At 65.9% G+C, this 24,905-nt stretch carries 16 protein-coding genes and 1 tRNA gene; 8 read left to right on the top strand and 9 right to left on the bottom strand.

Annotation, left to right across the window (positions count from 1 at the left end):
* Positions 1-203: 203 nt before the first annotated feature.
* On the bottom strand, positions 204-752 hold the full coding sequence (locus tag J9314_RS08275) for a YceI family protein (protein ID WP_210605286.1): 549 nt from the start codon (positions 750-752) through the stop codon (positions 204-206).
* A gap of 295 nt (positions 753-1,047) precedes the next feature.
* On the opposite strand from J9314_RS08275, the gene J9314_RS08270 reads away from it, so the two are divergent.
* Positions 1,048-1,124 (top strand) — tRNA-Met (locus tag J9314_RS08270).
* A gap of 331 nt (positions 1,125-1,455) precedes the next feature.
* Here the strand turns inward: J9314_RS08270 and J9314_RS08265 are convergent.
* Entirely contained in the window at positions 1,456-4,485 is a 3,030-nt protein-coding gene (locus tag J9314_RS08265) for a UPF0182 family membrane protein (protein ID WP_210605285.1), read from the bottom strand.
* Positions 4,485-5,546, bottom strand: coding sequence for a YlbL family protein (locus tag J9314_RS08260; RefSeq protein WP_246490686.1), 1,062 nt, complete (start codon positions 5,544-5,546; stop codon positions 4,485-4,487). Before J9314_RS08260 ends, J9314_RS08265 begins: the two co-directional genes overlap by 1 nt.
* 249 nt (positions 5,547-5,795) lie before the next feature.
* Here J9314_RS08260 and J9314_RS08255 point away from each other — a divergent pair, with 249 nt between their 5' ends.
* Both J9314_RS08255 and J9314_RS08250 read left to right on the top strand, forming a co-directional pair.
* Entirely contained in the window at positions 5,796-7,280 is a 1,485-nt protein-coding gene (locus J9314_RS08255) for a zinc-dependent metalloprotease (RefSeq protein WP_210605283.1), read from the top strand.
* On the top strand, positions 7,281-7,835 hold the full coding sequence (locus J9314_RS08250; RefSeq protein ID WP_210605282.1) for an NUDIX hydrolase: 555 nt from the start codon (positions 7,281-7,283) through the stop codon (positions 7,833-7,835).
* Between the two features lie 70 nt (positions 7,836-7,905).
* On the opposite strand, the gene J9314_RS08245 is transcribed toward J9314_RS08250, so the two are convergent.
* Positions 7,906-8,457 (bottom strand): M48 metallopeptidase family protein, encoded by a 552-nt coding sequence (locus J9314_RS08245; protein WP_246490685.1) that lies wholly within the window; start codon positions 8,455-8,457, stop codon positions 7,906-7,908.
* Between the two features lie 532 nt (positions 8,458-8,989).
* Here J9314_RS08245 and J9314_RS08240 point away from each other — a divergent pair.
* Entirely contained in the window at positions 8,990-9,892 is a 903-nt protein-coding gene (locus J9314_RS08240; protein WP_210605281.1) for a hypothetical protein, read from the top strand.
* On the opposite strand, the gene J9314_RS08235 is transcribed toward J9314_RS08240, so the two are convergent.
* Together J9314_RS08235 and nudC are read right to left on the bottom strand one after the other, a co-directional pair.
* Positions 9,869-11,908, bottom strand: a complete 2,040-nt coding sequence (locus J9314_RS08235; RefSeq protein WP_246490684.1) for an ATP-dependent DNA helicase UvrD2 — start codon at positions 11,906-11,908, stop codon at positions 9,869-9,871. The genes J9314_RS08240 and J9314_RS08235 overlap by 24 nt on opposite strands.
* Positions 11,905-12,882: an NAD(+) diphosphatase gene (gene nudC / locus J9314_RS08230; RefSeq protein WP_181275353.1), complete on the bottom strand. Its 978-nt coding sequence runs from the start codon at positions 12,880-12,882 to the stop codon at positions 11,905-11,907. Before nudC ends, J9314_RS08235 begins: the two co-directional genes overlap by 4 nt.
* Positions 12,883-13,106: 224 nt before the next feature.
* Here nudC and J9314_RS08225 point away from each other — a divergent pair, with 224 nt between their 5' ends.
* Positions 13,107-14,444: an aminoglycoside phosphotransferase gene (locus J9314_RS08225; RefSeq protein WP_210605279.1), complete on the top strand. Its 1,338-nt coding sequence runs from the start codon at positions 13,107-13,109 to the stop codon at positions 14,442-14,444.
* Positions 14,445-14,525: 81 nt separating this feature from the next.
* Here the strand turns inward: J9314_RS08225 and J9314_RS08220 are convergent, their stop codons facing one another.
* The gene (locus tag J9314_RS08220) at positions 14,526-17,711 is read right to left on the bottom strand and encodes an ATP-dependent helicase (protein ID WP_210605278.1); all 3,186 of its coding nucleotides are present in this window, start codon (positions 17,709-17,711) and stop codon (positions 14,526-14,528) included.
* On the bottom strand, positions 17,711-21,028 hold the full coding sequence (locus J9314_RS08215; RefSeq protein ID WP_210605277.1) for a PD-(D/E)XK nuclease family protein: 3,318 nt from the start codon (positions 21,026-21,028) through the stop codon (positions 17,711-17,713). The genes J9314_RS08220 and J9314_RS08215 overlap by 1 nt, the downstream gene beginning before the upstream one ends.
* A 169-nt stretch (positions 21,029-21,197) precedes the next feature.
* Here J9314_RS08215 and J9314_RS08210 point away from each other — a divergent pair, with 169 nt between their 5' ends.
* Both J9314_RS08210 and J9314_RS08205 read left to right on the top strand, forming a co-directional pair.
* Positions 21,198-21,734 carry a TetR/AcrR family transcriptional regulator gene (locus tag J9314_RS08210; protein WP_246490683.1) on the top strand — a complete coding sequence of 179 codons (537 nt, stop codon included), beginning with the start codon at positions 21,198-21,200 and terminating at the stop codon, positions 21,732-21,734.
* Between the two features lie 96 nt (positions 21,735-21,830).
* Positions 21,831-22,052 carry a DUF3107 domain-containing protein gene (locus J9314_RS08205; RefSeq protein WP_166971320.1) on the top strand — a complete coding sequence of 74 codons (222 nt, stop codon included), beginning with the start codon at positions 21,831-21,833 and terminating at the stop codon, positions 22,050-22,052.
* A 324-nt stretch (positions 22,053-22,376) separates the two neighbouring features.
* On the opposite strand, the gene J9314_RS08200 is transcribed toward J9314_RS08205, so the two are convergent.
* Positions 22,377-23,009: a ferritin-like fold-containing protein gene (locus tag J9314_RS08200; RefSeq protein ID WP_181275357.1), complete on the bottom strand. Its 633-nt coding sequence runs from the start codon at positions 23,007-23,009 to the stop codon at positions 22,377-22,379.
* Positions 23,010-23,071: 62 nt separating this feature from the next.
* Between J9314_RS08200 and J9314_RS08195 the strand changes: the two genes are divergently transcribed.
* Positions 23,072-24,625, top strand: coding sequence for a DEAD/DEAH box helicase (locus J9314_RS08195; protein WP_210605276.1), 1,554 nt, complete (start codon positions 23,072-23,074; stop codon positions 24,623-24,625).
* Positions 24,626-24,905: the final 280 nt, after the last annotated feature.

Here is a 24,905-nt window from a genome sequence, read left to right as displayed (position 1 = left end):
TGAGGTGTGCGATCTGGGTCGGGCAGACGACAGCCGGGGAGAGGACGGACTGTCAGAAACCGGGCGGAGACGTGAGAAGGGGCGAACCACGCAGTACGTGGTTCGCCCTTTCTGCCTGTCGTCTCTCCTCGGGATCGTCGTTCAGACGCGCAGCGCCTCGGCGACGTTCCCGAGAAGGGCCGGGTCAGGCCCGATCAGGCGATTCAGGCCTTGACGAGCTCGAGTTCGAGTTCGATCTTGATCTTGTCGGACACGAGGAGCTCTCCCCCGCCCAGGACGGCCTCGAACGACATGCCGAAGTCCTGGCGGTTGACGTTGGCGGTCGCCGAGAGGCCGGCGACCTGGTTGCCGTTCGGGTCGGTGGCGACACCGGCGAACTCGGTCGAGAAGGTGACTTCCTTGGTCACGCCGCGCATCGTCAGTTCGCCGACGGCCTCGAACTCGTCAGCGCCGTCGGCCTTGATGCCGGTGGAGACGAAGGTGAGCTTCGGGTGCTCTTCGGCGAGGAAGAAGTCACCGCTCTTGAGGTGGCCGTCACGCTGCTCGTTGCGGGTGTTGATCGAGGAGGCGGCAGCCTCGGCGGTCACCGAGCTGTCTTCGAGCGTCTCGCCCACGGTGACCGAACCGGCGATCTCTTCGAAGTGTCCGCGGACCTTCGAGACGCCGGCGTGGCGAGCGGTGAAGGTGAACTCCGAGTGGACGGGGTCGATGGTCCAGGTTCCGGCGGTGAGTCCCTGAGGCAGTGCAGTCATGATTTCTCCTTTAGTTGAAATTTGAAGTACGAGTGTCACTCTAGTTTAGATTTCAACCATACGCAACCCTGTCGCCGAAAGATCTCACCGACGAGTCGAACTCGACGGCTGCCGGGCGCCTGCATGCCTCCACGGGGGCGGGTCTAACTGCCCGAACACCTCTACTGAACGGGTCCAACGGAGACCTCGGGTCCATTCTGCCGACGGAAGATGAATGGCAGGCAGGCATGTGGCGGAGGTCACCTCACCTCGGTTTGGTTCGCGGGTGGCCGTTCGTGTAGAGTTAAGAACACGCCGCGGGGTGGAGCAGTTCGGTAGCTCGCCGGGCTCATAACCCGGAGGTCGAGGGTTCAAATCCCTCCCCCGCCACCAAAGTGGCAGAACCCCCAGTCAGTTCAACTGGCTGGGGGTTCTTCTCATTCACCGCCCATGTGGGACCCAGTCCGCATGCCTCATGCGCGACTGTATGCCCAAGGTGCACGCGTAGTGATGAAAATCAGTACGCTCACACTTCTGATGCACAGTCACCTGCTCGCCCACCCGATGTCCGTGCACGGACCCGGCCACCGCACACGTTCCGACTACGACGAACGCCCCTGGGATGTCCCAGGGGCGTTCGTCTCACTCCGGCCGAGCCCAGCTGACCCGACGCGAACAGGTCCAGCGCAGCCTCGCTGCGCCGAACCCGTTCGGCGGAGCCGACTCAGTTGCCCGAGTCGCCTCCTTCGTCGGCCGGCTCCGAAGCGGGCGCTGAGGCCTTGTCGCCGGCGCCGTCCTCGGCAATCGACGGATCGGCCGCAACAGCGTCGTCGATCGCGTTCTTCAGGCGATCCTGCGCCTTGCCGTACGCTTCGAAGTCGCCTTCCTTCAGCGCGGCGTCGGAGTCCTCCATCGCCTTCCTGGCCTCCTGCAGCGCGTCGTTGAGAGCCTTGTCCGACGAACCGCCGGAACCGGAGCCCTTGCCTGAGTCGTCGCCGGAGGACGACGAACCCGACTCTCCGTCTCCGCTGTCCTCTGTTCCGGCATCGCCGGCCTTGGCACCCGAATCACCGCCGAAGACCTGATCGAGCGCCTCGTCGAGAGTCGGAGCGAATCCGATGTCCTCGCCGAAGGCCACGAGCACGTGCTGCAGGAGCGGATACGAGGTCTCACCGGCGGACCGGACATAGACCGGCTGCACGTAGAGCAGACCGCCGCCGATCGGCAGGGTCAGCAGGTTGCCGTTCTCCACCTCGGACTCACCCTGACGAAGCAGGTTGAGGCTGCGCTGGACATCCGGCGCGGTGTTGAAGTTGTTCTGCGCCTGGCCCGGTCCGGGCACCGTCGTATTGCGCGGCAGCTGCAGAAGTCTGAGCTTGCCGTAGTTCTCCGACGTCTCGCCCTTCTTGTCGCCGGCATCCGCATCAGCAGACAGGAAGCCTGTGAGGTTGTTGCGCGACTGCCCCTCAGAGGAACGTTCGGGGATGTAGGAGCTCGTCAGCGAGAACGAGGGCGATTCCTGTCCCGGCATCTGCAGGGTCATGTAGAACGGCGGCTGCGTCAGACCGCTGCTGGCCTTCTTCGTCGGATCCGTCGGAAGGGTCCAGAAGTCCTGACCGGTGTAGAACTCACTGGCCGATGAGACATGGTACTTCGCAAGCAGGTCGCGCTGGACCTTGAACATGTCCTCGGGATACCGGACGTGACTCATGAGGTCGCTCGACATCTCCGAAGAGGACTTGATGAGACCCGGGAAGACCTTCATCCAGGTCTTGAGGACCGGGTCGTCCTTGTCCCACTGGTACATGTCGACGGAACCGTCGTAGGCGTCGACCGTGATCTTCACCGAGTTCCGGATGTAGTTGACCTCGTCATCGGGCAGCGTGGCCACGTTGTTCGGGGCGGTCGCCGTCGTCGAATCCTCGGTCGCCTGCTGCAGCGGCTGCGGTGTCGAGTACGGGTAGTCCTCGGCCGTGGTGTAGCCGTCGAGGATCCACTTGATCTTCCCGTCGACGACGGCCGGGTACGGGTCGCCGTCGATCTTGAGGAAGGGTGCGAGCTTCTCCACGCGCTCCCGCGGGTGGCGATCGTAGAGGATCTGAGACTTGTCGTTGAGCGCGTCCGAGAGCAGGATCTGCTCGTCCTGGAACTTCAGCGCGTAGGCGAGTCGGTTGAACAGGTTGCCCACGGTCGGTCCGCCGTTGCCGGTGAAGGTGTTGTTGACCTGGCCGGCGCCGCCCTCTTCGTCGGAGGGGTAGTCGAGCTCGCGCGGTTTTGCGCCGTCCTCGGCACCGACGATCGAGTAGTCCGGTGACGACTCACCGAAGTAGACCCGCGGTTCGTATTCGGGGAACTCACCTTTCGGCGGGATGTCGGATTCCATGAACGTCGGTTCGCCGTCGGGGTTGCGCTGATTGCCGTTGGCGGCGACGACGCCGAAGCCGTGCGTGTAGACGATGGCGCGGTTGAACCAACTCTGATTGTTCACCGAGCTCGGAGCGAGTTCACGCACCGCGATGACAGTGTCGCGCATGTCTCCGTCCATGTCGTAGCGGTCGACGTCGAGCTTCTGCGGGAACGAGTAGTAGGGGCGGACCTGCTGGAGCTGACGGAACGTGTCGGAGACGAGGTTCGGGTCGAGCAGTCGGATCGAGGCCGCGGTCTCTGCGTCCTTCCGCAGCGCGCCTTTCTCACCGCTCGTGCTCGGTTCGTACGGAGTCACCTCGATGTCGTCGAAGTCGAAGGCATCACGGGTCGCGTCGATGTTGTGCTGGATGTACTTCGACTCCAGGCTCTGCTGCGAGGGATTGACCTGGAACTGCTGGAGCAGCGCCGGGTAGGCGATGATCGAGACACCGCCGAGGACGATGAGCGTGAGCGTCGCGATGATCGAGATCCGCCAATTGCCCTTCCACGCGGTATAGACGAACAGCAGCGCCACGAGCACGGCGGCGATCGCCACGATCGCCATCGCCGGGAGCGCCGCACGATCATCGACGTAGGTGACGCCGGGAACGATTCCCCCGGCGGCCGTGAGGCGGTCGTAGCGGGAGAGCCACAGGCGACCGGCCTGGACGAGGACGAGCACGGCAACCGTGATGCCCAGCTGCCACTGCGCCGTCTTCGTCAGAATGACGCCCCTCTGCTCTCCCGGACGGATGCCGCCGAAGAGGTAGTGGGCGACGACTGCGGCGATGAGGGACAGGAGCAGCGCCATTCCCAGCTGGTCACCGATGAGCCGGAGGCCGGGCAGGACGAAGACGAAGAACGACTTGTCGAGTCCGAACTGCGGATCGGTCGATCCGAACGAGGTGGAATGGAACCATTCGAGGACCGTGTTCCAATTCGCCGAGGCGGTGATGCCGGCGAGCACGCCGACGACTGCGGGAATCGCGATCGTGGCGACCTTCCGCAGCGGTTCGATGGCCTCACGGTAGCGGTCGAGGTTCTCCTGCCGCGGAGTCGTCGGCGCATACACGGGGCGGTTGCGGTAGGCCAGGTGCAGGCTCACCCATACCGGAACGGCCATGACGATGAAACCGCCGAGGAAGGTCAGACCGCGGGTGATCCACATGGTGCGGAAGACCTGTGAGGCGTCGATCTGCTTGAACCACAGCACCTCGGTGTAGACCTGGGTGAAGGAGATGAAGGCGACCAGCAGGATCGCCACTGATACGAGGGTGAGCAGCAGCGGCGAACGTCGTGGCCGATTCGCCGGCATGCGTGCGGAGGTGGGTGAGGACGAGGTGCTCACTACTGCCCTTTCTCATTGGTGTCGGCGCCGCCGGCAGGGCACTTCGGAAGGTCCGAGGTGTCGCCGGAGGCGTACTGCTCCACGGTGGTCTTCGCGTCATCGAGCGTGTCGATGCGCGCCACCGTGATCTTGGACTGGTCGGCGGCCGCCATGACTTCGGCGCAGTTGTCGGCAGGCGAGAGGAACAGCGTCGCTCCCTTCTCCGTCGCCGCGGCCACCTTCTGGCGCGCCCCTCCGATGGGGCTGACAGTTCCCGAGGGGTCGATCTCCCCGGTTCCTGCGACGTGCTTGCCGCCGGTCATCGCCCCGGGGGTGAGTTCATCGATGATGGCGAGGGCGAACATCGTGCCCGCGGAGGGGCCTCCGACGCCCTCGACGTTGAATTTCACATCGACCGGGAAGTCGAAGTCCTGCTTCATATTGATCCCGATCGCCTTGCGGCCTTCGATGTCGGCGGGTTCGACGGTGATGTCCTCGGTCTTCCCGTCACGGTCGACGACGAGGTCGACGGACTTTGCGCCCTGTACCGTCCGGCTCATGATCGCCGCGGCATCGGGATCGGTGTCGAGCTTCTTGCCGTTGACCGACATGAGACGATCCCCCTTGCGCAGCTTTCCCTGCGCGGGTGAGTCGGCGACGATGTCGTCGACGAGAAGGTGCACCGAATACTTCTTCCCGAGTTCGCCCATCGCAGCGGCGATGGCGACGTCCTGGCTCGAGGACATCTCGACGGCATTCGTCTGTGCCACCTCTTCGCGTGAGGTGTCGAGCGGATAGTACGCCTCGGTGGGGATCACGGTCTCCTGACCGTTGAGGAGCGCTCCGAGCGCCTGCGAGGCGAACACGTCGCGTCCCGGTCCCCCGCTGACGGCCACTGTGAGCATGTCGATGCGCCCATCGGTGGGATAGGTCTTGGCTCCGGAGACGCTGATCATCGGATCACCCTGATAGTCGCCGAGGGTGTTGAAAACCGGTCCCGGCAGCTGAAGCATGTACGGGACCGGCAGGAGCACGGCCAGAGCGATGAGGACGTAGGTGAGGACACCCGAGGTCGTGGACATACGTGGATTTCGTCGTCGTCGCGGGCCGCGAGGTGGCTCCGCTGGCACCGGCAGGGCCCGGGGGGCGTTCTCTGTCATGTGTTCCTTTCGCTGCACCGCCCCATCAGTCTAATCGAATGCTGAGGATCGAATTCACAGACTCCTTTCGCCCGGTGCGAACATCCTGCGAAACCTCGCCGAATTGGGAAGCTTCGCACATTCGGAACCGTTAACGTGGGTGTCAAACCGATTCATGGGGGCTGTAGAACAATGACCGATGACAACAACAATGAGCAGAATCCGTTCGAGCAGATCTTCGGAATGCTCTTCGGAGCCAATGGCCCCGGCAGCGGTCAGGGTGATGACAAGAACGAGTCCGGCATGCCGCAGGGCTTCCAGATCGACCCGGCCATGATGTCGACGATCATGAACCAGATGCAGGGACTCTTCGGGCAAGGCGCCGACCCTCAGGCGCAGGCCGTCTCGATCGCCCAGAAGGCCGTTCCCACCCCCGACCCCGCGGTGACGGATGAGGCCGAGCGCGCCACCGTCGATGCTTTCCGCCTGGCCGAGCTGTGGCTCGCCGAGGCGACCGAGTTCTCCGTGGCCAACCGCTCCGCCCGTCCGCTGCGACGAGCCGACTGGGTCAAGGAGACGATGCCCGGTTGGCAGAAATTCGTGCTTCCCATCAAGGAGAATATGTCCACGGCCCTGACCGAGACCCTCGAGTCTCAGGTTCCTGCCGAGATGAAGGGCATCCTCGCGGGAGCTTCGTCGATGTTCGGGTCGATGAGCGATTCGATGTTCGCCATGCAGATCGGCCAAGCGGTCGGGGCACTGTCTGAGAGCGTCCTCACCGGCACCGAGGTGGGACTGCCTCTGCTCCCGCATGACACTGCCGTGCTCATCGAGACCAACGTCGATGCCTTCGCTGCCGAGATCGATGTCGACGTCTCCGAGGTCCGCATCTACCTCGCCGCGCAGGAGCTCGCGCACTCCGCCCTATTCGAACGGGCACCGTGGCTGAGCGCCCAGGTCGAGACCGCGCTGACCCGGTACGCACAGGGACTCAAGGTCGACACCTCGCAGATCGAGGACATGGCGTCGAACATCGACCCGTCGAACATCTCCGATCTCAGCGACAACATCCGCCAGGGCCTGTTCAACCCGCCGACGACCGACGACCAGAAGAAGGCGCTGACCTCGCTGGAGAACCTGCTCGCCGTCATCGCCGGATGGGTCGACGTCGTCGTCTACGAGGCCTGCAAGCACCTGCCCGGCCGGGATCAGATCCGAGAGGCGCTGCGCCGCCGTCGGGCGACGGCCGGACCGGCGGAGAAGACCTTCTCCACTCTCGTGGGCCTGGAGCTCAATCCGCGCAGGCTCCGCGATGCGGCTGCGCTCTTCGCCTACCTCGAATCGCAGGGCGGCCCCGAGGACAGAGACAAGGTCTTTTCACACCCCGACCTGCTGCCGACGACTCAGGACCTCGACGACCCGCTCGGGTATTCGGAGCGACGTCATGCCGAATGGACGAACGAGTCGAGCATCGACGAAGCGCTCAGCCGCATCCTCGCTGAGGGCCTCGAGGGCACCGGCGATGCCTCGGCCGAGGATGCGGAGACGGCTGGCGCGACGACGAATTCGGACGTCGAGTCCCCCGCCGATTCGACTCAGTCACAGGAGCCGACGGCCGAGGATCCGTCCGCGTCGGAGACCGCGGACGATGACTCCGATCACACCGACGATCGCTGAATGATCGATCTCGCCATCGCCCGCCGCGAGGTCGGCCTCGCCCCTGCCGGTCAGTTCGTCGCGGACTTCGGCGACCTGTTCGACCAGCAGGGCGAGAACGCACTAAATCGCGACGGCAGCGGCCGGCACGTCACGGCCAGCTGCCTTGTCTTCGATCCCGACGCGGAATCAGTGCTGCTCAATCATCATGGCAAGGCGCGGCTGTGGGGTCAGTTCGGCGGGCACCTCGAACCGGTCGACGACTCACTGCGTGCGGCCGCCCGGCGAGAGGCCGAGGAGGAGAGCGGGCTGACCGGCCTGTCCTGGGTCTCCCCCACACCCATCGACCTGCACGTGCATGATCTGTCAACCGCCTTCGGTTCCTGCACACGGCACTTCGATGTCGTCTTCGCCGCGGCAGCCTCCGTCTCCGAATCGCCGAGCGTGTCGGCGGAGTCGCTCGACGTCGCCTGGTTCCGGCTCGATGAGCTTCCGGATGATCTCATGCCCGACCTCCCGTCCCGACTGCCCGGCCTCTATCGGGCCGCCGCGGATGCCTTCGGGAACCATGCCTGAGGCGCCCCTGTCGCTTCTTCGAGACGTCTCAGCCTCTTCGATGGGTCTTCAGCCGCCTCGCTGATGCGACTCAGCCTCCGCGGCAGTAGCGTTCTCCATCACTGAATCCAGCGAGGTACAGCTGTGCGTCGGACTGCCTTGGGTGCCTGTTCGCGAGATCGTGGAATTCCTTCGAATGCGGTCCGATCTGCAGGTGGACGAGCTCATGGACGACCACTGTCTCGAGCACCCACCGCGGCACGGCTTGGAGACGATGCGAGATCCGGATGTCTCCGGTCGATGTGGTCGTCGACGCCCACCGGCTGATGTTCTGATTCGTCACCCACCTGATCGAGCTCGGACTCAGACGACCTGCGAAATAGCGTCGGTTCATCTCCTCAGCGATCTCGACGAGGTCGGCGGCGGAGGAATGGTCACGAGCCGCCAGCTTGTTGAACAGTTCCGTGAGTGACCGGATGTTGCTCTCCACGCTGTAACGCGCCGGTGCCCGCAGCACGAAGGTGTCGATCTCCTTCGACACGGCCACGGTCTTCTTCCGTCGGGTCGACCGACGCACTTCGATCTCACCGCGGGCGATGGCCCGCAGCACCTCTTCTTCGCTCCAGCTCTGTCGATTGGCCACGGGTCAATGATAGGGAACGGGTCTGACACAGCATCGCGAGGCAGCCTGCCCGATATTACTTGTGAGTTTCCTGAGTATCGAGAATCTTCCTTCCCCATTTTCCCGTCCACAGCCGCTCCTGCGCGCGCCTTTCCCACCCATCCGGGCCTGACCTCTTTTGCACGCACCCTTATCAACAGCCGTCGGCTCCCTCAAGGCGCCTTTCCTCCACAGTCTGCGCGGCGATTTCCACACATTATCCACAAGGTGTTGACGTGTCTGTGCATGACCACGCATTGACGCGGGGGCGAATGCGGAATAAGTTCTATGCTTGACCCCGGAAAACCCGGAGATGCGTGCGGAAGGGGAAGCCGCACGAGTCTCCGCGAGCGCCTGGGGCACAATGCGGTCGAGGGGAGGCCGGAACGTGTTTTCCGGCCTCCCCTCGGCTGTTGTCCACAGAGTTATCCACAGATCGTGTCACCCCCTGGCGATCCCCTCCTCCACTGACTACCGTAGAAGTCTGCAGCGGAGTCGAGGCGAAGGGGCCACGATGTTCAGAATCTTTCCCAGCGTTCCCATTACGTGGCGTTCGTCCTCATGCATCCAGTTCGGGGCCGATGATCCTGTCCTCATCGACGGCCTGCTTCCCGCTGATGTCAGCCTCATCGAAGACCTTCGCCTCGGAATCGGCTCGTCCCAGTTCTATGCTCGGGCACAGGAGCTCGGCGCCGACCTCAGCCGTGCGAGTTCGCTCATCACCCTCTTGGGCGAGGCCGGCGTGCTCATTCCCGACGGATCGGACGCCGAGGAGGTCCCGAAGGGCTCCCCCGCCTTTGCGGCCGCCCGCACCTACGGGCTGCCTCCGAATCGAGTCTCCCGGATCCTGGGCGCCCGCCCCGTCCTCGTCACCGGTCCCCTGCGGTCCATCATCGACGGGCACCTCGGGTCTGCGGGATTCGCCGTCTCGTCGGCTCGCCGGGTCGAAGACCTCGATCTCATGTCTGCCCCGCTGGTGATCACGACCTCACATCTGGTTGCCGACCTGCATTCGGCGATGTGGCTCAACGATCGAGAGGTCGACCACTGTCAGGTCGTGCTCGGCGAACACGCGGTGGAGGTCACGGGCCTCATCCGTCCGGGCCGCACACCGTGTGCCGTGTGTTCCTGCCTGCATCGCAGGGACGTCGATTCCGGATGGTTCGAACAGTACCCGCGCCTCTGCGCTCTGCCCGAACGGGACAGTCTGGCAGACCCCGTGGCTCGCATGCTCGGGGCCGCTCATGCCGTTCAACTCCTCCGCAGCGCTCTGCTCGGGCACGATCGGGGTGCTTACCGACGGGTCATCACCGTCGAGGAGGGGTCGGTCAGCGAATCGGAGCTGTCGTATCACGATCAGTGCCACTGCCGCGCGCCGGTGCCCGACTTCGGTTCAGTCAGCGAGCAGGCCCAATAGACTCGCCCCGTAGAGTTCGAGCTTCGTCGCCCCGATCCCCGGGACCCGGGAGAGTCCGTCGAGGTCGCGAGGATGATTCTCCGCGATGACCGACAGAGACGTGTCGGTGAGCACGAGATAAGGCGGCAGACCCTGCTCCATCCCGACTCGAGTCCGCCACCTGCGCAGTCGATCAAGCAGATCGAGATCGACCTCTGCAGGGCAGTGGGAGCACCTCCCGAGTGCTCGATCGATCTGGGAGACGAGTGCGCGGCCGCACCGACGGCAGCGGTTGAGCGCGGCCGCGGTCGCCGTCGACTGCGCTCGAGCCATCGACTGACCGACCTGCCCCAGCTCGGAGAGGAAGCGCGAGGATCTGCGGGGCTTCTGCTTCGAATCGAAGCGAGCCAGCGACCAGCTCATCCGCAGCTCCCTGCCAGCACGAGTGAGTGCCACGTAGAACAGGCGTCGCTCCTCGGCGACGGCTCGAGGGGTCTGCGCATAGCTGATCGGCAACAGTCCCTCACTCAGCCCGACGAGGTGGACGCTGTCCCACTCCAGACCCTTAGCTGCGTGGAACGATGCCAGGGTGACGCCTTCGATGTCGGGGGCGAACTGGTGTTCGGCACGATCGGCCAGGTCGTCGAGGAAGGCTTCCATCGGCACTGGGAGCTCCTGCCCTGCCTGGTGCTCCTCCGCGAGGTCGACGAGGGCCTTGAGCGATTCCCACTTCTGCCTGCTCGCCCCCGGGCCCGGGGGTTCTCGAGTGAAGCCGAGGGATCCCAACACTTCGAGGACGGCTTCGGGCAGTGGGCGACCGTTCGAGGTGACGCGGGAGGCCTTGAGCATGAGGACGGCTTCCTTGACCTCCTTGCGGGCGAAGAAGCGTTCCCCACCCCGCAGAACGTAGGGGATTCCCGCGGCGGTCAGCGCCTGCTCATACGCGGGACTCTGACCGTTGGTGCGAAAGAGCACGGCGATGCTGCGCGGGCGACGGCCGGCGTGGATCTCGGCCGAGATCGCCTGGACCACTCCTGTTGCCTCGGCCTCATCAGTGGGGTATTCGGTCATGCTCGGCGGCCGACCTTCGGCGTTCTCCGTCCGCAGCGTCAGCGCGGTCTTCGAGGTGTGTCGGAGCAGACTGTTTGCGGTGGACACGATCGACTGCGAGGAGCGGTAGTTGCGAACGAGGCGGATGGTTCTGGCGCCCGGCATCGCCGCGTTGAGGGAACCGAGCAGGCTCGCGTCGGCTCCGGCGAAGGAATAGATCGTCTGGGCGGGGTCTCCGACCACGCAGAGGTTGTCGCGGGGGCCCAACCAGCGGGAGAGCACGTCGAACTGCAGGGGCGAGACGTCCTGGAACTCGTCGACGACGAAGTGCCGGTACTGGTCCCGGATCTCCGCTGCGATCGCCGGGTATTCCGCGAGGACCCCGGAAAGCACGAGAAGCACATCGTCGAAGTCGAGCAGCCGCCCCCGGGTCTTGGCCTCGCCGTAGGCGTCGAAGATGCGCACCATGTCCTGGGCACCCAGCTGTCCCGGCAGGTCGCGTGCGGCTGCCTTGGTCGCATAGTCGTCGACGCCCAGCAGCGACGACGCAGCGAATTCGATCTCCGAGGCGACGTCGCGGGTGAGCTCCCGGCTGGTCTCCATGCCCAAGCTCTGCATCACGGACCCGATGATGCCGGCCTTGTTCTCGATGATGCGGGGGAACTCGCCTTCGGCAAAGCGGTCCCAGAAGAAGCGCAGTTGGCGCAGGGCGGCAGAATGAAAGGTGCGGGCCTGCACTGCCGGCACCCCGAGTCCGCGCAGTCGAGAACGCATCTCCCCCGCCGCCTTCGCGGTGAAGGTCAGTGCCAGGACGTGGTTGGGAGGGAACACATCGGTGGCGATTCCGTAGGCGATCCTATGGGTCATGGCGCGGGTCTTGCCGGTGCCGGCACCGGCAAGGACGATCACCGGGGAGTCGAAATGGGTGGCGACCTCCCTCTGCTCCTCATCCAGGGCCTCGAGAAGGGCCGTGGCCGCAGCGCTCACTCGTTGTCCAACCAGCTGTACAGAAGCTGGCCGGCGATGGACACGGTCGACGGCGACCTGACCGTCTCCTCGGCGATTGCCGTGCGCAGCTCTTCCCGGGTGAACCATCGCAGCGAGGCGATCTCCGCCTCATCGGCGGCGAAGTCACGGCTGGGCGCCTCGGCGGAGAAGCCGAGCATGAGCGAGCATGGGAACGGCCATGGCTGGGAACCGAGGTACCTGGGATCGGTGACCTCGAGGTGGGCTTCCTCCCAGATCTCCCTGATCACCGCGTGTTCGAGGGTCTCACCGGGTTCGACGAAACCGGCGAGAAGCGAATAGCGGTCAGCCTCCCACGCGGCGTTGTTGCCCAACAGCACCCGTTCGACCCCGTCGTCGTCGGTGTTGACGATGACGACGATCACCGCGGGATCGGTGCGGGGGAAGTGTTCGCTGCCGGTCTCCGGATCGCGGCGGACCCACCCTCCGAGCACGGGAACGGTCGGAGATCCGGTGCGCGGAGAGTATTGGTGGGCGCGATGCCAATTGCCGACGCCGACGATTTCGCAGGCTAAGGACACCTGCACGTCGTCGAGGGACTCTGCCAGATGTCGCAGCGGCAGCCAGACGGGTTCGGAGCTGTCGACGCCGTCGCCCGGTGCGGTGAGCAGATCGCTGGCATCGCGGGCGCGAGAGGCCTCCAATGCTGAGTCGATGCGGCTGCGTCCCTCGTCGTCGAGCGAGATGCCGATGTACCGGGTGCCCTGTGGGTCGAGACCCAGATAGACCTCCGTCTGTGCCGCGGGGACGAGGGCGCGATCGCCGAGAAAGAGCCCACCGGAGGCCACGAGCAGGTTCCCCCGATGTTCGAAGACAGGCACGGCACCGGCGGCCCAGATCTCGGACAGGTCCCCGTCCTGGCCACGCGTGAGATGGTCGCGATCGATTCCGTGACGGGCGAGGCTGATCGGCTGGACCGGGGGCAATGGCTTCATGTCCTCCACGATAACGCAGGCCCCTGACTCGCTTGCCGGGGCACGACCGACTCGTCTGCGGGGGCGGATCCATGCAGTGCGAACGGATCCGATCGGTGCCGATTCCCGCCTTGGGGCCTTGTGAGCCCACGCCGGGACCGCCGCTGACACGCTCGGCGGCGAGTCCCGTGTCTCAGCGGGATGCAGACGGTAGATTGGGGAAGGTGGATATCAAGGCGCTCAAGTTGACTGCGATCGCGGCGACGATGCTCGACGGCTTCGCCCCGACGAAATGGACTCCCCTGCCGCCCTTGGACGACGGTGTCCGAGTTCTGCTCAGCGATGACCGACAGCAGCTCGTGGCGACGGCTCAGACGCAGCTCGATCGCACTGCGGACATCGGTTCCGCCGCCGAGGCGGGTCGCCTCTACGATGCCATGTATCCTCACGCCGACTTCTCCTGGCCGCATCTGCGAGCCATCACCGAGGTCGAGGCCGAGTACTTCGATACCGCGACCCCGACGACCGTGACCCTGTCCGATCCGCTGCCGGGCGCCCCGTTGGGCGATGTGCCCATCGCCGACACGGCCCGTGCCAGCTCTCTGGCGCAGGCTCTGGCGACCCTGCACTCTGCTGCTCCCGAAACGGTCTCCGAAGCGGGCTTCCCCGTCGAGGACCCTGCTCGAGCGCAGTTCCTCATCCTCGAAAGGCTCGATCAGGCCGCGAGCACGGGTCGGGTGCCCTCGGCGCTGCTGCAGCACTGGGAGGAGGAATTCGAGAAGGTCGCGCTCTGGCACTTCCTCGCCACTCCGATCCACGGCTCGATCGACGAGACGAGTGTCTACACCGATCAGGAGCGCGTGCTCGCCCTTTCGGAGATCGGCCGCCTGCGGGTCGCCGATCCCGCGATCGATCTCGCAGCAGCCTCGGCGCTCATCGATCCCGCCGCCCTGCCGACATTCTTCGAGGAGTACCGCAGCTCCCGCCCCCGTGCCGATGAGCACGTGATCGATCGTGCCGAACTGCTCGCCGAGTTCGCCGTCCTCGACTGGCTGCTCGAAGCGGTGGATTCAGGTGACGAGACCGCGGTGCAGGACGCCGCCGAACTCCTGACCTCCTTCAGCAACGTCCTCTTCTCCGGCGCAGCCGGTGTCGACACAGCGGACTCCGGCATCAGGGCCGCCGAGTCTCCGGACTCCGATGCGCAGGACGCGACCACCGAGGACTCCGGTCCCGCCTCAACGGACACAGTCGAGGACGCCGCCGCCCCGACGGCGCCCCGACGCATCGCGGCGGCTGCCGATGAGGACACCACCGATGTCGAAGCCGCGATCACCGAGAAGGAGCGTGGCGACGTCTACATTCCGCAGGCCCGCCCGACCAGGTCCTCGGATACGTCGCCGGCTTCCGCCGACACCGGTTCGGACACCGAACCGTCCACAGATGACACCGGAGCGGACACCGAACCATGGTCCGATGACGGGCCCGGATCGGCCACGGAGCCGACCGCCCGTGAACACGAGGTCACGAGCTCACGGGAGAGCGAGGATACCGGGCGGATCGCTCGGCCCGACCGCGACTGACCTGCTGTTCAGCCGCGCTCTGCTGACTCGATCTCTGCCCCTGCGGGTGTCCACGGGCCTTCGGGCGATGTCGTCGGATCATCAGGCGATGTCGTTGTCCTCGAGCCAGCGGATGATGGCGTCCTCGTCGGGCAGTTCGGTGAAGCGCACGATCTCGTCGCTGCCGACGAAGTAGAACGTGCCGGTCACCTCGGTGATCTCCGGATGGGCTCTGAGGATCGCGAACCGGTAGAGCGCCAGCTGCCACTTCATCACCTCGAGCACGTCGGCAGCCGGCTTCTTCGAAGTCTTCCAGTCGACGACCTCCGCGTGTCCCTCGGTGATGAACACGGCGTCGATCTTGCCGGGGACCCGGAAGCGCCCGAGGACGAGTTCGAACGACATCTCGACATGGTCGGCTCGTCGGGTGGCGAACTCGGAGGACAGGAACGTCTCCTGCAGCCGTTCGATCGTGGCGGCATCGCTCGGTCGAGCGATGTCGTCGTCGCCGATGTCGATGCTCGATTGGCCGAAATGCTGTTCGACCCAGGCGTGGAAACCGGTGCCGATCTCGGCGGCTCGGCTCGGCGGGCTCGGAATCGGTCGCAGCGTCTGCGTGCGAAATCCCTGCGGGTCCCGCCGCCACGCGACCAGCGCGGTCGCCGACAAACGGTCGGGCATACCGGATGCCGAGGTCGGCGCCGGCCGGTCGCCGATGCGCAGCGCCTGTGCCGCATACCGTCCGACAGGGCCGGGCTCGTCGGCCAGGTCGCTCAGTGCACGGTCCGGGGTGGTCTCAACCCAGGTCGCGGCCCGTTCTGCGGCCGCCACCTGGCGGGTGCGCGGCACCGGCCACGGAGTCGTCTCGATTCTGTCCTCGGCGGATTCGTCCGCCGGCTCGGGAATGTCCAGGTCGATGCCCAGAGCCTGGGCCGCCTCGGTGAGGAACGGTGAGGGATCGTCGGGAACGGCGCGCGATCCCATCACCTCGGCACCGAGCCACAGGTGGCGTTTCGCACGAGTGAAAGCGACATACGCGAGGCGTCGCTCTTCTGCTTCGTGGGCATCGGCGATCTGCGGCTTGATGAAGTCGTTGATCCATTCGTCGAGTTCCTTCTTCGTGTCGAACTCGGCATTGCGGAGGTCGAAGTCGACGAGATGGGCGCGGTCCCCGCGCAGCGGATACGGAAGCGCCGTCCGTTCCATCCAGCCTTCCTTGTCACGAGGTTCGGTCGGGAAGTCCTTGACCACGAGGGACGGCACCGCGACCGCGTCGAATTCCAGTCCCTTCGAGGCGTGGACGGTCATGATATTGATCGCGTCGGCGGCCGTCGTCGGTTCCGCCGTGCTCAGCGCATCGTGTGTCTCCATGAGACTCAGCCAGGACAGGAAACGCGTGATCGAGGGCAGTTCGTCGGCCGCCGAATACTGGCTGGCGGCCGACAGGAACGCATCGACCGCGGAGCGGTGCAGATTGCGCAGGGAGTCACTCAGTCCCCAGATATCCGAGTCGATTCCCGTCTCGGCCATGGCTGTGCGGATGACGGAGGCGATGGTGCCGGTGCCCGAGCGCACGGTGCGCAGAGCTTTCGCCAGCCTCACCAGACGGCCGAGCGCCACCCGGCTCAGTCCAGTGTCAAGGCAGTCGGCGACAGCGGTCTTCTCTCCGGCCGTACGGGCACCCTGGTCGAGGGCGCGCTCGACGTCGATGAGCTCATCGATGCCTTCGATGATCGTCGCCTGGTCGATGGCTTCGACGATGCTCGCCTCGGACTCGAGGCCGTCTCGGGCTCGTTCTGCCTGCCGACGGTCGGTCTGACGACGAGTGAAAGCTTGGAGTGCGGCGATGTCACCGGCGCCGAGGCCGAGCATGCGGCCGCTGATGAGTCGCATGATCTCGTCCCCGGCCATCGGGTCGACTGCGGCGGTGAGAACGGCGCGCAGGTCCGCGACGAACGGGTCGCTGAGCAGACCGGAGGAGCCGTGCACATGAACGGCGAAGCCGGCGGCTTCGAGTGCGGCGGCGACCGGGGCGAAGTGGGCGCGCTTGCGACACAGCACGGCTTTCGTCGCCGCTTCGGGGACGGTGCGGAACCAATCCGTGAGGGCGCGCTTGCCGTTGGTCAGGTAGTCCGGGTCGTGGGCGCCCGAGCTGATCTCGATGCACACCTCGCCTTCGCCGGCTCCGTCCCGGGCCGACAGCGGGGTCTCCCGGCTGTCGGTGAGTCCGTCGGCGATGCGGTTGGCCGTCTGCAGGATCGTCCGGTCATTGCGCCAGCTGGTGCTCAGGGTCAGCGATTCGACGTCGGCGAAGTCCGAGGAGAACCGGATCATATTGTCGGCACTGGCCCCGCGCCAGCCGTAGATGGCCTGTCGGGGGTCGCCGACGGCAGTGACGGCGGCGGTGCCGAAGAGGTCACGCAGCAGCCCGAGCTGGGCGACCGAGGTGTCCTGGAATTCGTCGAGGAGCACGATCTTCCAGCGGGCGCGCTCGGCCGCGGCGGCGGCCGGCACCTCGTCGATGATGCGCTGGGCGAATCGCACCTGATCGGAGAAGTCCATCGCGAGGTTGCGTCTCTTCGCCCGCATGTAGGAATCGGCCAGTCGCGCGGTCCTGATCTTCGCTTCGAGCTTCGCACGCCGACCGTTGGGGTCGACCGGCTTTCCCTTACTCGACACGAGCGCGGCCAGGCACTGGTCGAGATAGGCGGTCACGTCGTCGACGTCGCGGCCGTGATCGTTCATTGCCGCGGCGAAGGCGATGACGTCATCGATCATCGTTTCGCGGGAGTAGTTGCCGGGGATCTCGTCCGGAGCTGCTGCGTCGATGAGCCCCCCGGCGATGGTGTGCGCGGCCGCCTCGTCGAGCAGCACCGTCTCGGGCTCGATTCCGATGCTCACTCCGTGTTCGCTCACGATCGAGGCGGCGTAGGAGTTGTAGGTCGACACCGTCGGGTTCTCCAGCCCGGGCAGGGACAGGTCTGCGCCCCGCCCGAGGTTGTGACGCAGTCGCGACAGCAGCACCCGGATGCGTCCGCCGAGTTCTCCGACGGCTTTGCGGGTGAAGGTCAGTCCGAGGATCTCTTCGGGTGAGACGTATTCGTTGGCGACCAGCCACACCACGCGCTGGGAGATGACAGTGGTCTTGCCCGATCCGGCCCCGGCGGTGACCTTCATCGACTGGCCGGGGTCGGCCTCGATGATGACTCGCTGTTCGGGACTGGGCGGAAACGCCTGCGCGGGATCGGCGGCGGTCAGTCGCGCGAGTTCCTCGGCGCTGAATCGCATCAGTTCTCCTCCAACATCTTCGGGCCGATGGCCGGACACGATGAGCGCACCGGGCAGCTCAGGCACTTCTGCGGGTCCACGCGGGCGGGGAAGGTCGCTGCGCGCATCCGACCGGAGACGTCGTCGATGAGTTCCCGCGCCCAGTCCGGGTCCTCGTCGACTTCCAACGCCCGCTGTTGCCGGACGGTGCGGGCCGAGTTGCGCAGGAAGACGAGTTCGGCGCCGTAGGCACGCGCGTCGAGCGTCTGATCCTCACCGATCGTGATGGTTCCGGAATTGATCGCCTCCTGGTAGACGCCGAGCTGAGCGTGCCTGTCCATCTCTTTGCCGGCGACGACGTTCTTGCCGGTCTTGAAGTCGACGATGCGCAGTCCGCCGTCGACGTCCTCGACTCGGTCGAGACGGCCGGTGACCTTCCACTGTCGGCCGTCGGCGTCCTCGCCCACGGCGTAGACCTGTGCTTCCACCCCCACGAGCTCACCCGGAGCGTTCGCAATGTATTCGCCGAGGCGGTCGGCCATCTTCATCGCCACCTCGAGTTCCCGTTCGCGCTGCCATTCGGCGTCGAACTCGAGTGAGGTGAATTCGGCCTCGACATAGTCGCGGATCGCCGAGGTCGGCCCGGAGGGGTAGTTCTCCGCCGCAGCGTGGATGATGGTGCCGAGATTCTGTGCGGTCGAGCTCGGTCGGTCGCCGCCGTTGCGAGTGAGGAACCAGCGCAGGGAACAGTCGGTGAAGGATTCGACCTGGGACGGTGAGACCCGCACGGTGTCGGAATCGGAGAAGAGCGGCTCGGACGAGGTGATGTCCTCGGATTCGCGCCACCGGCTCGGCGCTTCGACTGCCGAGCTCGCTGCCGAGAGCGCACGCATCAGCTGCGCCCATGTCTGCGCATCGGAATCGGGATCGGGGCGCTCGGTCGAGGAGGGATCGACGTCGGCGGCCTGAAGCAGATGAGCCCGGGCATGTGCGGCCATCTCCGGCAGGGTCAACGGGGGCAGCTCGTCCTCGTGGGTGATCGCGTATCCGTCGGCCGCCTCGGTGCCTTTCATCGTTCCTGCCGCAATGACGTCGAAGAACGGGGAGGGCTCGGTCTCCGAATCGGTGACGGCGGTGACGATCACCCGCTCCTGTGCCCTGCTCAGAGCGGTGTAGAAGAGTTCTCCCTCCTCTCGCAGGTTCGTGCGCTTGGCGTGCCCGTGATAACCGGGGTCGCCGGTCACCGTCTCACCGGAGGCCAACACCGCGGCGAGGTCGGTGAGGCCAAGGATGCCGCCGCGCAGCTTCGGGTTCGGCCACACACCCTCGTTGACCTCGGCGATGATGACCAACGGCACGCGCACATGGGCCAGGGACGACGGTGTGCCCACGCGGACGTGATCGGAGAACCCTGCGGTATCGGCCAGCGAGTCCTGTGCGATGTCCTGCTCGGCGACGATTCCGGCGAAGGAGCGGGCCGTGAATCCGCCGCGGTCGGCGATCTTCTCGGCCAGGGCGAACAGCCGCAGCACCGAGTCGAGGTAGCCACCTGTGACCGATTCGGGATCGCGAAGCGCTTCGGACTGCCACCTCTGGGCCACGCCGGCGGCATCCCAGATCGACCACAGCGCTTCGTGCGGGTCGACCGCTCCGACGTCGGCTGCGGCGCGGAGCATGCGTGAGATCGTCACCAGTGCCTGCGGCGAGTCATCATCGACGGGGTGGCGCAGCGCCTGAGCGAGTGACGCCGTACTCGAAGCTGCGGGGAAGCGTCGCCGCACCGCCCGACGGAAACGACGGATCTGCACCGGGTCGAGCCGGACATAGATGCTGCCGGCCAGGGACAGGGCGAGTTCGGCGATGGATTCGTCGTCGTCGAAGTCCGGGGTCGTCGACAGCAGCTGCAGCAGCGGAGCGGTCGCCGGGTCCACGTTGAGCGGCTGCATGAGGGTGGCGATGGAGACTCCCGCTGCACGCAGTTCGTTCGCGATGCTTCGGGCCGTCGACGAGTTCCGGCAGATGAGCGCGACATCGGACCAGGGGTGCCCGTTCTCGACGAAGTTCGTGATCCGGCGGGCCAGATACCGATGTCCCGAGGCGCTGCCTTCGAAGACATGGGTCTCGACCCGCTCGTCGCGATCCGCGGTCGGGTGCGAGCCGCCGGCCTCACCGGCGTTCGGCGCTGCGTCCGTCGGGACGTCGGCGGCCCCTTTCGGCGGTGCCTCCACGGCGTCGTTCGCGTTCATCGGTGCATCATCGACGGCGTCGGCTTCGGCGTCGGCTCCCGCTCCGGGCCTGGGCATGTGCCGAAGCGACCAGCGGCTGGTGATCCGGGCGCCGAATCCGTCGATGACCGCGCCCAGATCGGCATCGACGTCCCACAGCCGGTCGAGGACGACGGTGCGGAAATTCGGGTCGTCGGTGCTGCGGTCGATGATCGACGCATCGGCGCCGTGGAAGCGCCCGGTCACCGTCTCCGGGCTGCCGAACAGGGCGAGGGCGCTGCCGCGTCTGCGCAGCTGCTCGAGGATTCCCCACCCGGCGGCCGGGAAGTCCTGCACGCCGTCGGCGAGCACGACGGTGGGCACCCGATCGGGGGCGAACGTCCACGGTCGGCCCGCGGTCACCTCGGCGGGTTCGCGGAACACCTCGAACGCAGCCAGAGCCAGGACGGTGGCCGAATCGATCCCGCCGTAGCCGGGCATGGACATGATGCCCAGATATTCATCGAGGACCTCGGCCACGGCCGCCCACCGGGGGTCGGGATTGTTCGCAAGCACCCGTTCCAGGGCGCTGCGACCGTAGTCGAAGACGTGTTCGTCGGCGCCGGAACCGGACGGCTCCGGCACGTGCAGGCCGAAGTCGAACTCCATCACCCGGTTGAGGGCATCTCTGACCTCGGTGCGGAACGCCGAGGTCGCCCGCACCTCGGCGGTGATCTCCGTCGGCCAGGCGGGGGCCCGCCCATGGCCGAGCTCATGGCCAGCCAGCAGGTCGGCCAGGAACACATCCTGATCCGCTCCGGAGATGAACTCGAGGTCCTCCCCCGTCCGGGTCGTGTGTGCGGCGCGGGCGATTCCGTAGGCGAAGGAGGACAGGCTCCGGGCGGGAGCGGCCGACAGCACGGCGTCGGCGGGCACCGGCAGCCGATTGCGCAGCACATCGGCATGGTCGCGATCCGGGGTGAGCACGAGCACCGAGGCGGGGCTGATCCGGGACACCAGCCGTGCGTAGACGGATTCGAGCAGCGTCGTCTTCCCCGTCCCCGGCCGACCGACGATGCTCAGGCTCTGCCCGCCCAGCAGGGCGGCGCTCATCTCCTCGGGCATCTCATCCATACTCGTATTCCATCACGAGGGGCTGACATGACTCCCTCGCGGCCGGGTCCGGCGCGTCGCCGAACCGAGGCAGATGCAGTTACCCGACAGTGACGTCGCGTAACATTGAAGAATGTCGAGTCCACAACAGAGATTGCCCCGTGACCAACGCCGCGACCAACTGGTGGGAGTGGCACGCTCCGTCTTCGCCACCCGTGGATATCGCACGACCTCGATGGATATGATCGCCGAGGCCGCTGGTGTGTCCAAACCCGTGCTCTACCAGCACTTCGACTCCAAACAGGATCTCTACCTCGCGCTCATCGACGCTTCGGCCTCCCTCCTCGACTCCAGGCTCGCCGAGGCGCTGGAGCTGACGAAGGATCCCCAGGAGCAGGTTCGTGCGACCTATCGCGCCTACTTCGACTTCGTCGTCTCCCACCGCGAAGAGTTCGTCATCATCTTCAACTCCGATGTCTACGAGCCGAAGGCCGAGGAGAAGCTGCGCGCCCTGCGCGAACGCTCGGCGGCACGGGTGGTCACGGCGCTGCAGCACTTCGCCCGGTTGGGCGACGACGAGGCCCGGCTGCTGTGCCGTGCGCTCATCGGCACCGCCGAGGTCGTCGTCAAGCAGATCGATTCCCAACGCGGTGTCGACGTCGATTCCGCGGTCGCCCTGCTCACGCAGATGAGTTGGGGCGGACTGCAGTCCTTCGCTCAGCGCTGAGCGGAATCCTGCGGGAAGAAAACGCCCTCCGACTGACGTTAAGCTGAGGACAGGCCAACCCGTCAACCGTCACCTAGGATCCGCACAAGGAGCACCATGGAAATCAAGATCGGCGTCAAGCAGACACAGCGTGAGATCACCCTCGAAACGGACGAGGATGCGAAGGCACTGGCCGCACGCATCGAGGAGAAGATCCAGTCCGACGGGCTGCTGACGTTCACCGACACGAAGGGACGTCAGATCTTCGTTCCTGCCGGCTCGCTCGGCTACATCGAGGTCGGTGCCGAGTCCGCTCGCCGCGTCGGCTTCAGTGCCTGAGAATTCCGGCTTCAGCGTTTGAGCGCTCCGGCTTCAGCGCCTGAGCGCTCCGGCTTCGGCATCGGAGCTCTCCGGCACCGGCATCGGAGCGGACGCGAACTCCGCGCGAACAGGGCAGGGCCCCGGTCACACCGACCGGGGCCCTGCCCTGTTTGTGCGGGCTGTATGCCGACATGTGTGTACGGACAGGACGTGTCGACGTGGCGGCGTGGCGGTGCGGGCGCGCATCTGTCTACTGGAAGTGCACGCGCGCAGTGCACAAATGCAGGGGCACATGCACTCTCGATGCACAGTTGTGGTGCGCGCAGCACCAGAGCGGAAGGCTCAGGCGACGAGTCCGAGGGCGGACATGCGCTTCGAGTGATTCGAGGTCACGGCGGGGATCATTTCGACCACGAGGCCTTCGTCGATGCCGAGGACGGGATCGGTGAGCAGGGTGCGGGCACGGCCGAGCGTCTCGGCGACGAGCTTGCGTCCCCACAGTGCCAGACGGGATGCCAGCTGCGTATCCTCGGCCACTTCGGCAGTCAGACGATTGCGCGCATAATCGCTGGCCCGTGTATCATCGAGAATTGCAATAGCCAGGCTGTATCCGGGCTCCGCGAGTTCATCCACAGCCGTGCGGTAGAAATCATTCATGATTCCGTCGAAGACGAATCCCTTCATGAGGCTTTCGTACCAGTCGCGAGGACGAGTCCTTTCAGCCAGCGTGCTGAAGGTCGGCTCGAAGTGCTGACAGAGCTCGATCACATCCTGGCCCATCTGATCGATGTGCTGTGAGAGCTGTTCGAAGTTCGCGAATGACTGAGAGGCCAACCGCGCCAAGATGACCTTGTCATCGAGATCCGCTGCGGTCGTTGCGTTGGTGGCCATACGTTCGAAACCGGTCAGCTCGCCGAACGCCACGAGTGCGAGCGTCGCAGCATCTTTACCGGCCAATGGGACAGAATCGGGCATAGTGCAAGACTACCGGTTCGCAGCCCATGACAAGCGCTCATGCGCTAAAAGGAGTTTGGAATATGGCGGAGACAGAAGCGGATTTCGCGGACCTGGGAGTCGCCGGACCCATCGTGGCCTCGTTGGCCGCAGCAGGAATCACCCACCCCTTCCCGATTCAGGCACTGACGCTGCCGGTGGCGCTCTCGGGCGCCGACATCATCGGGCAGGCCAAGACCGGCACCGGAAAGACCCTGGGCTTCGGCATCCCCCTGCTCCAGCGGGTCGTCGGCAAGACCGAGGACTCCTCGGTCACGTCGAACCCTGAGGCCACCCCCGACAGCGTCAATGATTCGACGGAGCAGCGCCTGCCGCAGGCACTCGTCGTCGTGCCCACCCGTGAGCTCGCCAAGCAGGTCGCGGCCGATCTCGTCACCGCCTCGGTGCAGCGCGATATCGACATCATGACGATCTACGGCGGCATGGACTTCGATCCGCAGATCAATCGACTCAAGGCGGGAGTCGACGTCGTCGTCGGCACCCCCGGCCGCCTCCTCGACCTCTACGGGCGCAAGATCCTCAAGCTCCACCGGGTTCGCACCGTCGTCCTCGACGAGGCCGACGAGATGCTCGACCTCGGGTTCCTGCCCGACGTGGAGAAGATCATCAACGCGGTGCCCGCGCACCGGCAGACGATGCTGTTCTCCGCGACGATGCCCGGCGCCGTCATCACCCTGGCCCGCCGCTACATGAACCAGCCGACCCACATCCGTGCGCAGGATCACGAGGACCTGTCGCTGACGGGGAAGAACACCGCCCAGTTCGTCTACCGCGCCCATTCGATGGACAAGAGCGAACTCGTCGCCCGTATGCTCCAGGCGGAGGGACGCGGACGAACCATCATCTTCACCCGCACCAAACGCACCGCCGACAAGCTCGCGGCCGAACTCGAAGACCGCGGATTCGCCGTCAAGGCACTCCACGGCGACCTCGGTCAGTCGCAGCGCGAGAAGGCCCTGAAGTCATTCCGCGACGGCAAGGTCGATGTGCTCGTGGCCACCGACGTCGCTGCCCGCGGCATCGACATCGACGATGTCACGCACGTGGTCAACTACCAGTGCCCCGAGGATGAGAAGACCTATGTCCACCGCATCGGCCGCACCGGTCGTGCCGGCCATTCGGGCGTCGCCGTCACCCTCGTCGACTGGGACGACATGCCGCGCTGGCGGCTGATCAACAAGGCCCTCGGCCTCGATTTCGACGAACCCGCCGAGACCTATTCCACCTCGCCTCACTTCTTCTCCGACCTCGGCATCCCGAAGGGGACGAAGGGCCGCCTGCCCCGGCAGCATCCCGACGGCGAGGACCAGGGCGGTGCCGAGAAGACGTCCCACGGCTCGGAGCGTCGTCGCTCGTCCGGTCGTTCCCGCTCCTCCGAGCGTTCCACCGATCGCCGAGGTGGCTCTTCCGACCGTCGCAGCGGCTCCTCCGACTCCGGTGACGGTGAGCGCAAGCCGCGTCGTCAGCGTTCACGCCGACGCACCCGCGGCGGCAGGCCCGTCAACCGCGGGCAGGGTGGGCAGAGCGGCCAGAGCGGCCAGGGCGGCCACTCGGCCACCGAAGCCAGCGAGGACTGACAATCGAGACGAAGAGGGCCCCGATCGAAAGATCGGGGCCCTCTTCGTTCACCCTGCGTTCAATCCGACTCCCGCCCGAGTCGACGACTCCTCCCCCGCCGGCGAACGCCTCACCACGCCGTCGACTGCCGACAATGCGCCCACTGCCGAAGCTCAGCCGGAGAAGGCCCACCGCCACGACGTCGACGTCATGCGCGTCCTCGCCGGCGCGCCCCCGCGCACCGAGGCGAAGATGTGGGATCGGATCGTTCGTCACCTGGTTCCTCTTGCCGTGTGGTCG

Source organism: Brevibacterium oceani, assembly GCF_017948325.1.
In the GTDB taxonomy this organism is placed as follows: domain Bacteria; phylum Actinomycetota; class Actinomycetes; order Actinomycetales; family Brevibacteriaceae; genus Brevibacterium; species Brevibacterium oceani.
Note: the sequence above shows the minus strand (reverse complement) of the source record. Positions and strands in the feature narration are given on the sequence as shown.

Excerpts from the sequence above, each read along its gene's own strand:
- J9314_RS08275 (WP_210605286.1), bottom strand. The coding sequence starts at position 752 with ATGACTGCACTGCCTCAGGGACTCACCGCCGGAACCTGGACCATCGAC.
- J9314_RS08260 (WP_246490686.1), bottom strand. The coding sequence starts at position 5,546 with ATGTCCACGACCTCGGGTGTCCTCACCTACGTCCTCATCGCTCTGGCC.
- J9314_RS08255 (WP_210605283.1), top strand. The coding sequence starts at position 5,796 with ATGACCGATGACAACAACAATGAGCAGAATCCGTTCGAGCAGATCTTC.
- J9314_RS08250 (WP_210605282.1), top strand. The coding sequence starts at position 7,281 with ATGATCGATCTCGCCATCGCCCGCCGCGAGGTCGGCCTCGCCCCTGCC.
- J9314_RS08240 (WP_210605281.1), top strand. The coding sequence starts at position 8,990 with ATGTTCAGAATCTTTCCCAGCGTTCCCATTACGTGGCGTTCGTCCTCA.
- nudC (WP_181275353.1), bottom strand. The coding sequence starts at position 12,882 with ATGAAGCCATTGCCCCCGGTCCAGCCGATCAGCCTCGCCCGTCACGGA.
- J9314_RS08220 (WP_210605278.1), bottom strand. The coding sequence starts at position 17,711 with ATGCGATTCAGCGCCGAGGAACTCGCGCGACTGACCGCCGCCGATCCC.
- J9314_RS08215 (WP_210605277.1), bottom strand. The coding sequence starts at position 21,028 with ATGGATGAGATGCCCGAGGAGATGAGCGCCGCCCTGCTGGGCGGGCAG.
- J9314_RS08205 (WP_166971320.1), top strand. The coding sequence starts at position 21,831 with ATGGAAATCAAGATCGGCGTCAAGCAGACACAGCGTGAGATCACCCTC.
- J9314_RS08200 (WP_181275357.1), bottom strand. The coding sequence starts at position 23,009 with ATGCCCGATTCTGTCCCATTGGCCGGTAAAGATGCTGCGACGCTCGCA.
- J9314_RS08195 (WP_210605276.1), top strand. The coding sequence starts at position 23,072 with ATGGCGGAGACAGAAGCGGATTTCGCGGACCTGGGAGTCGCCGGACCC.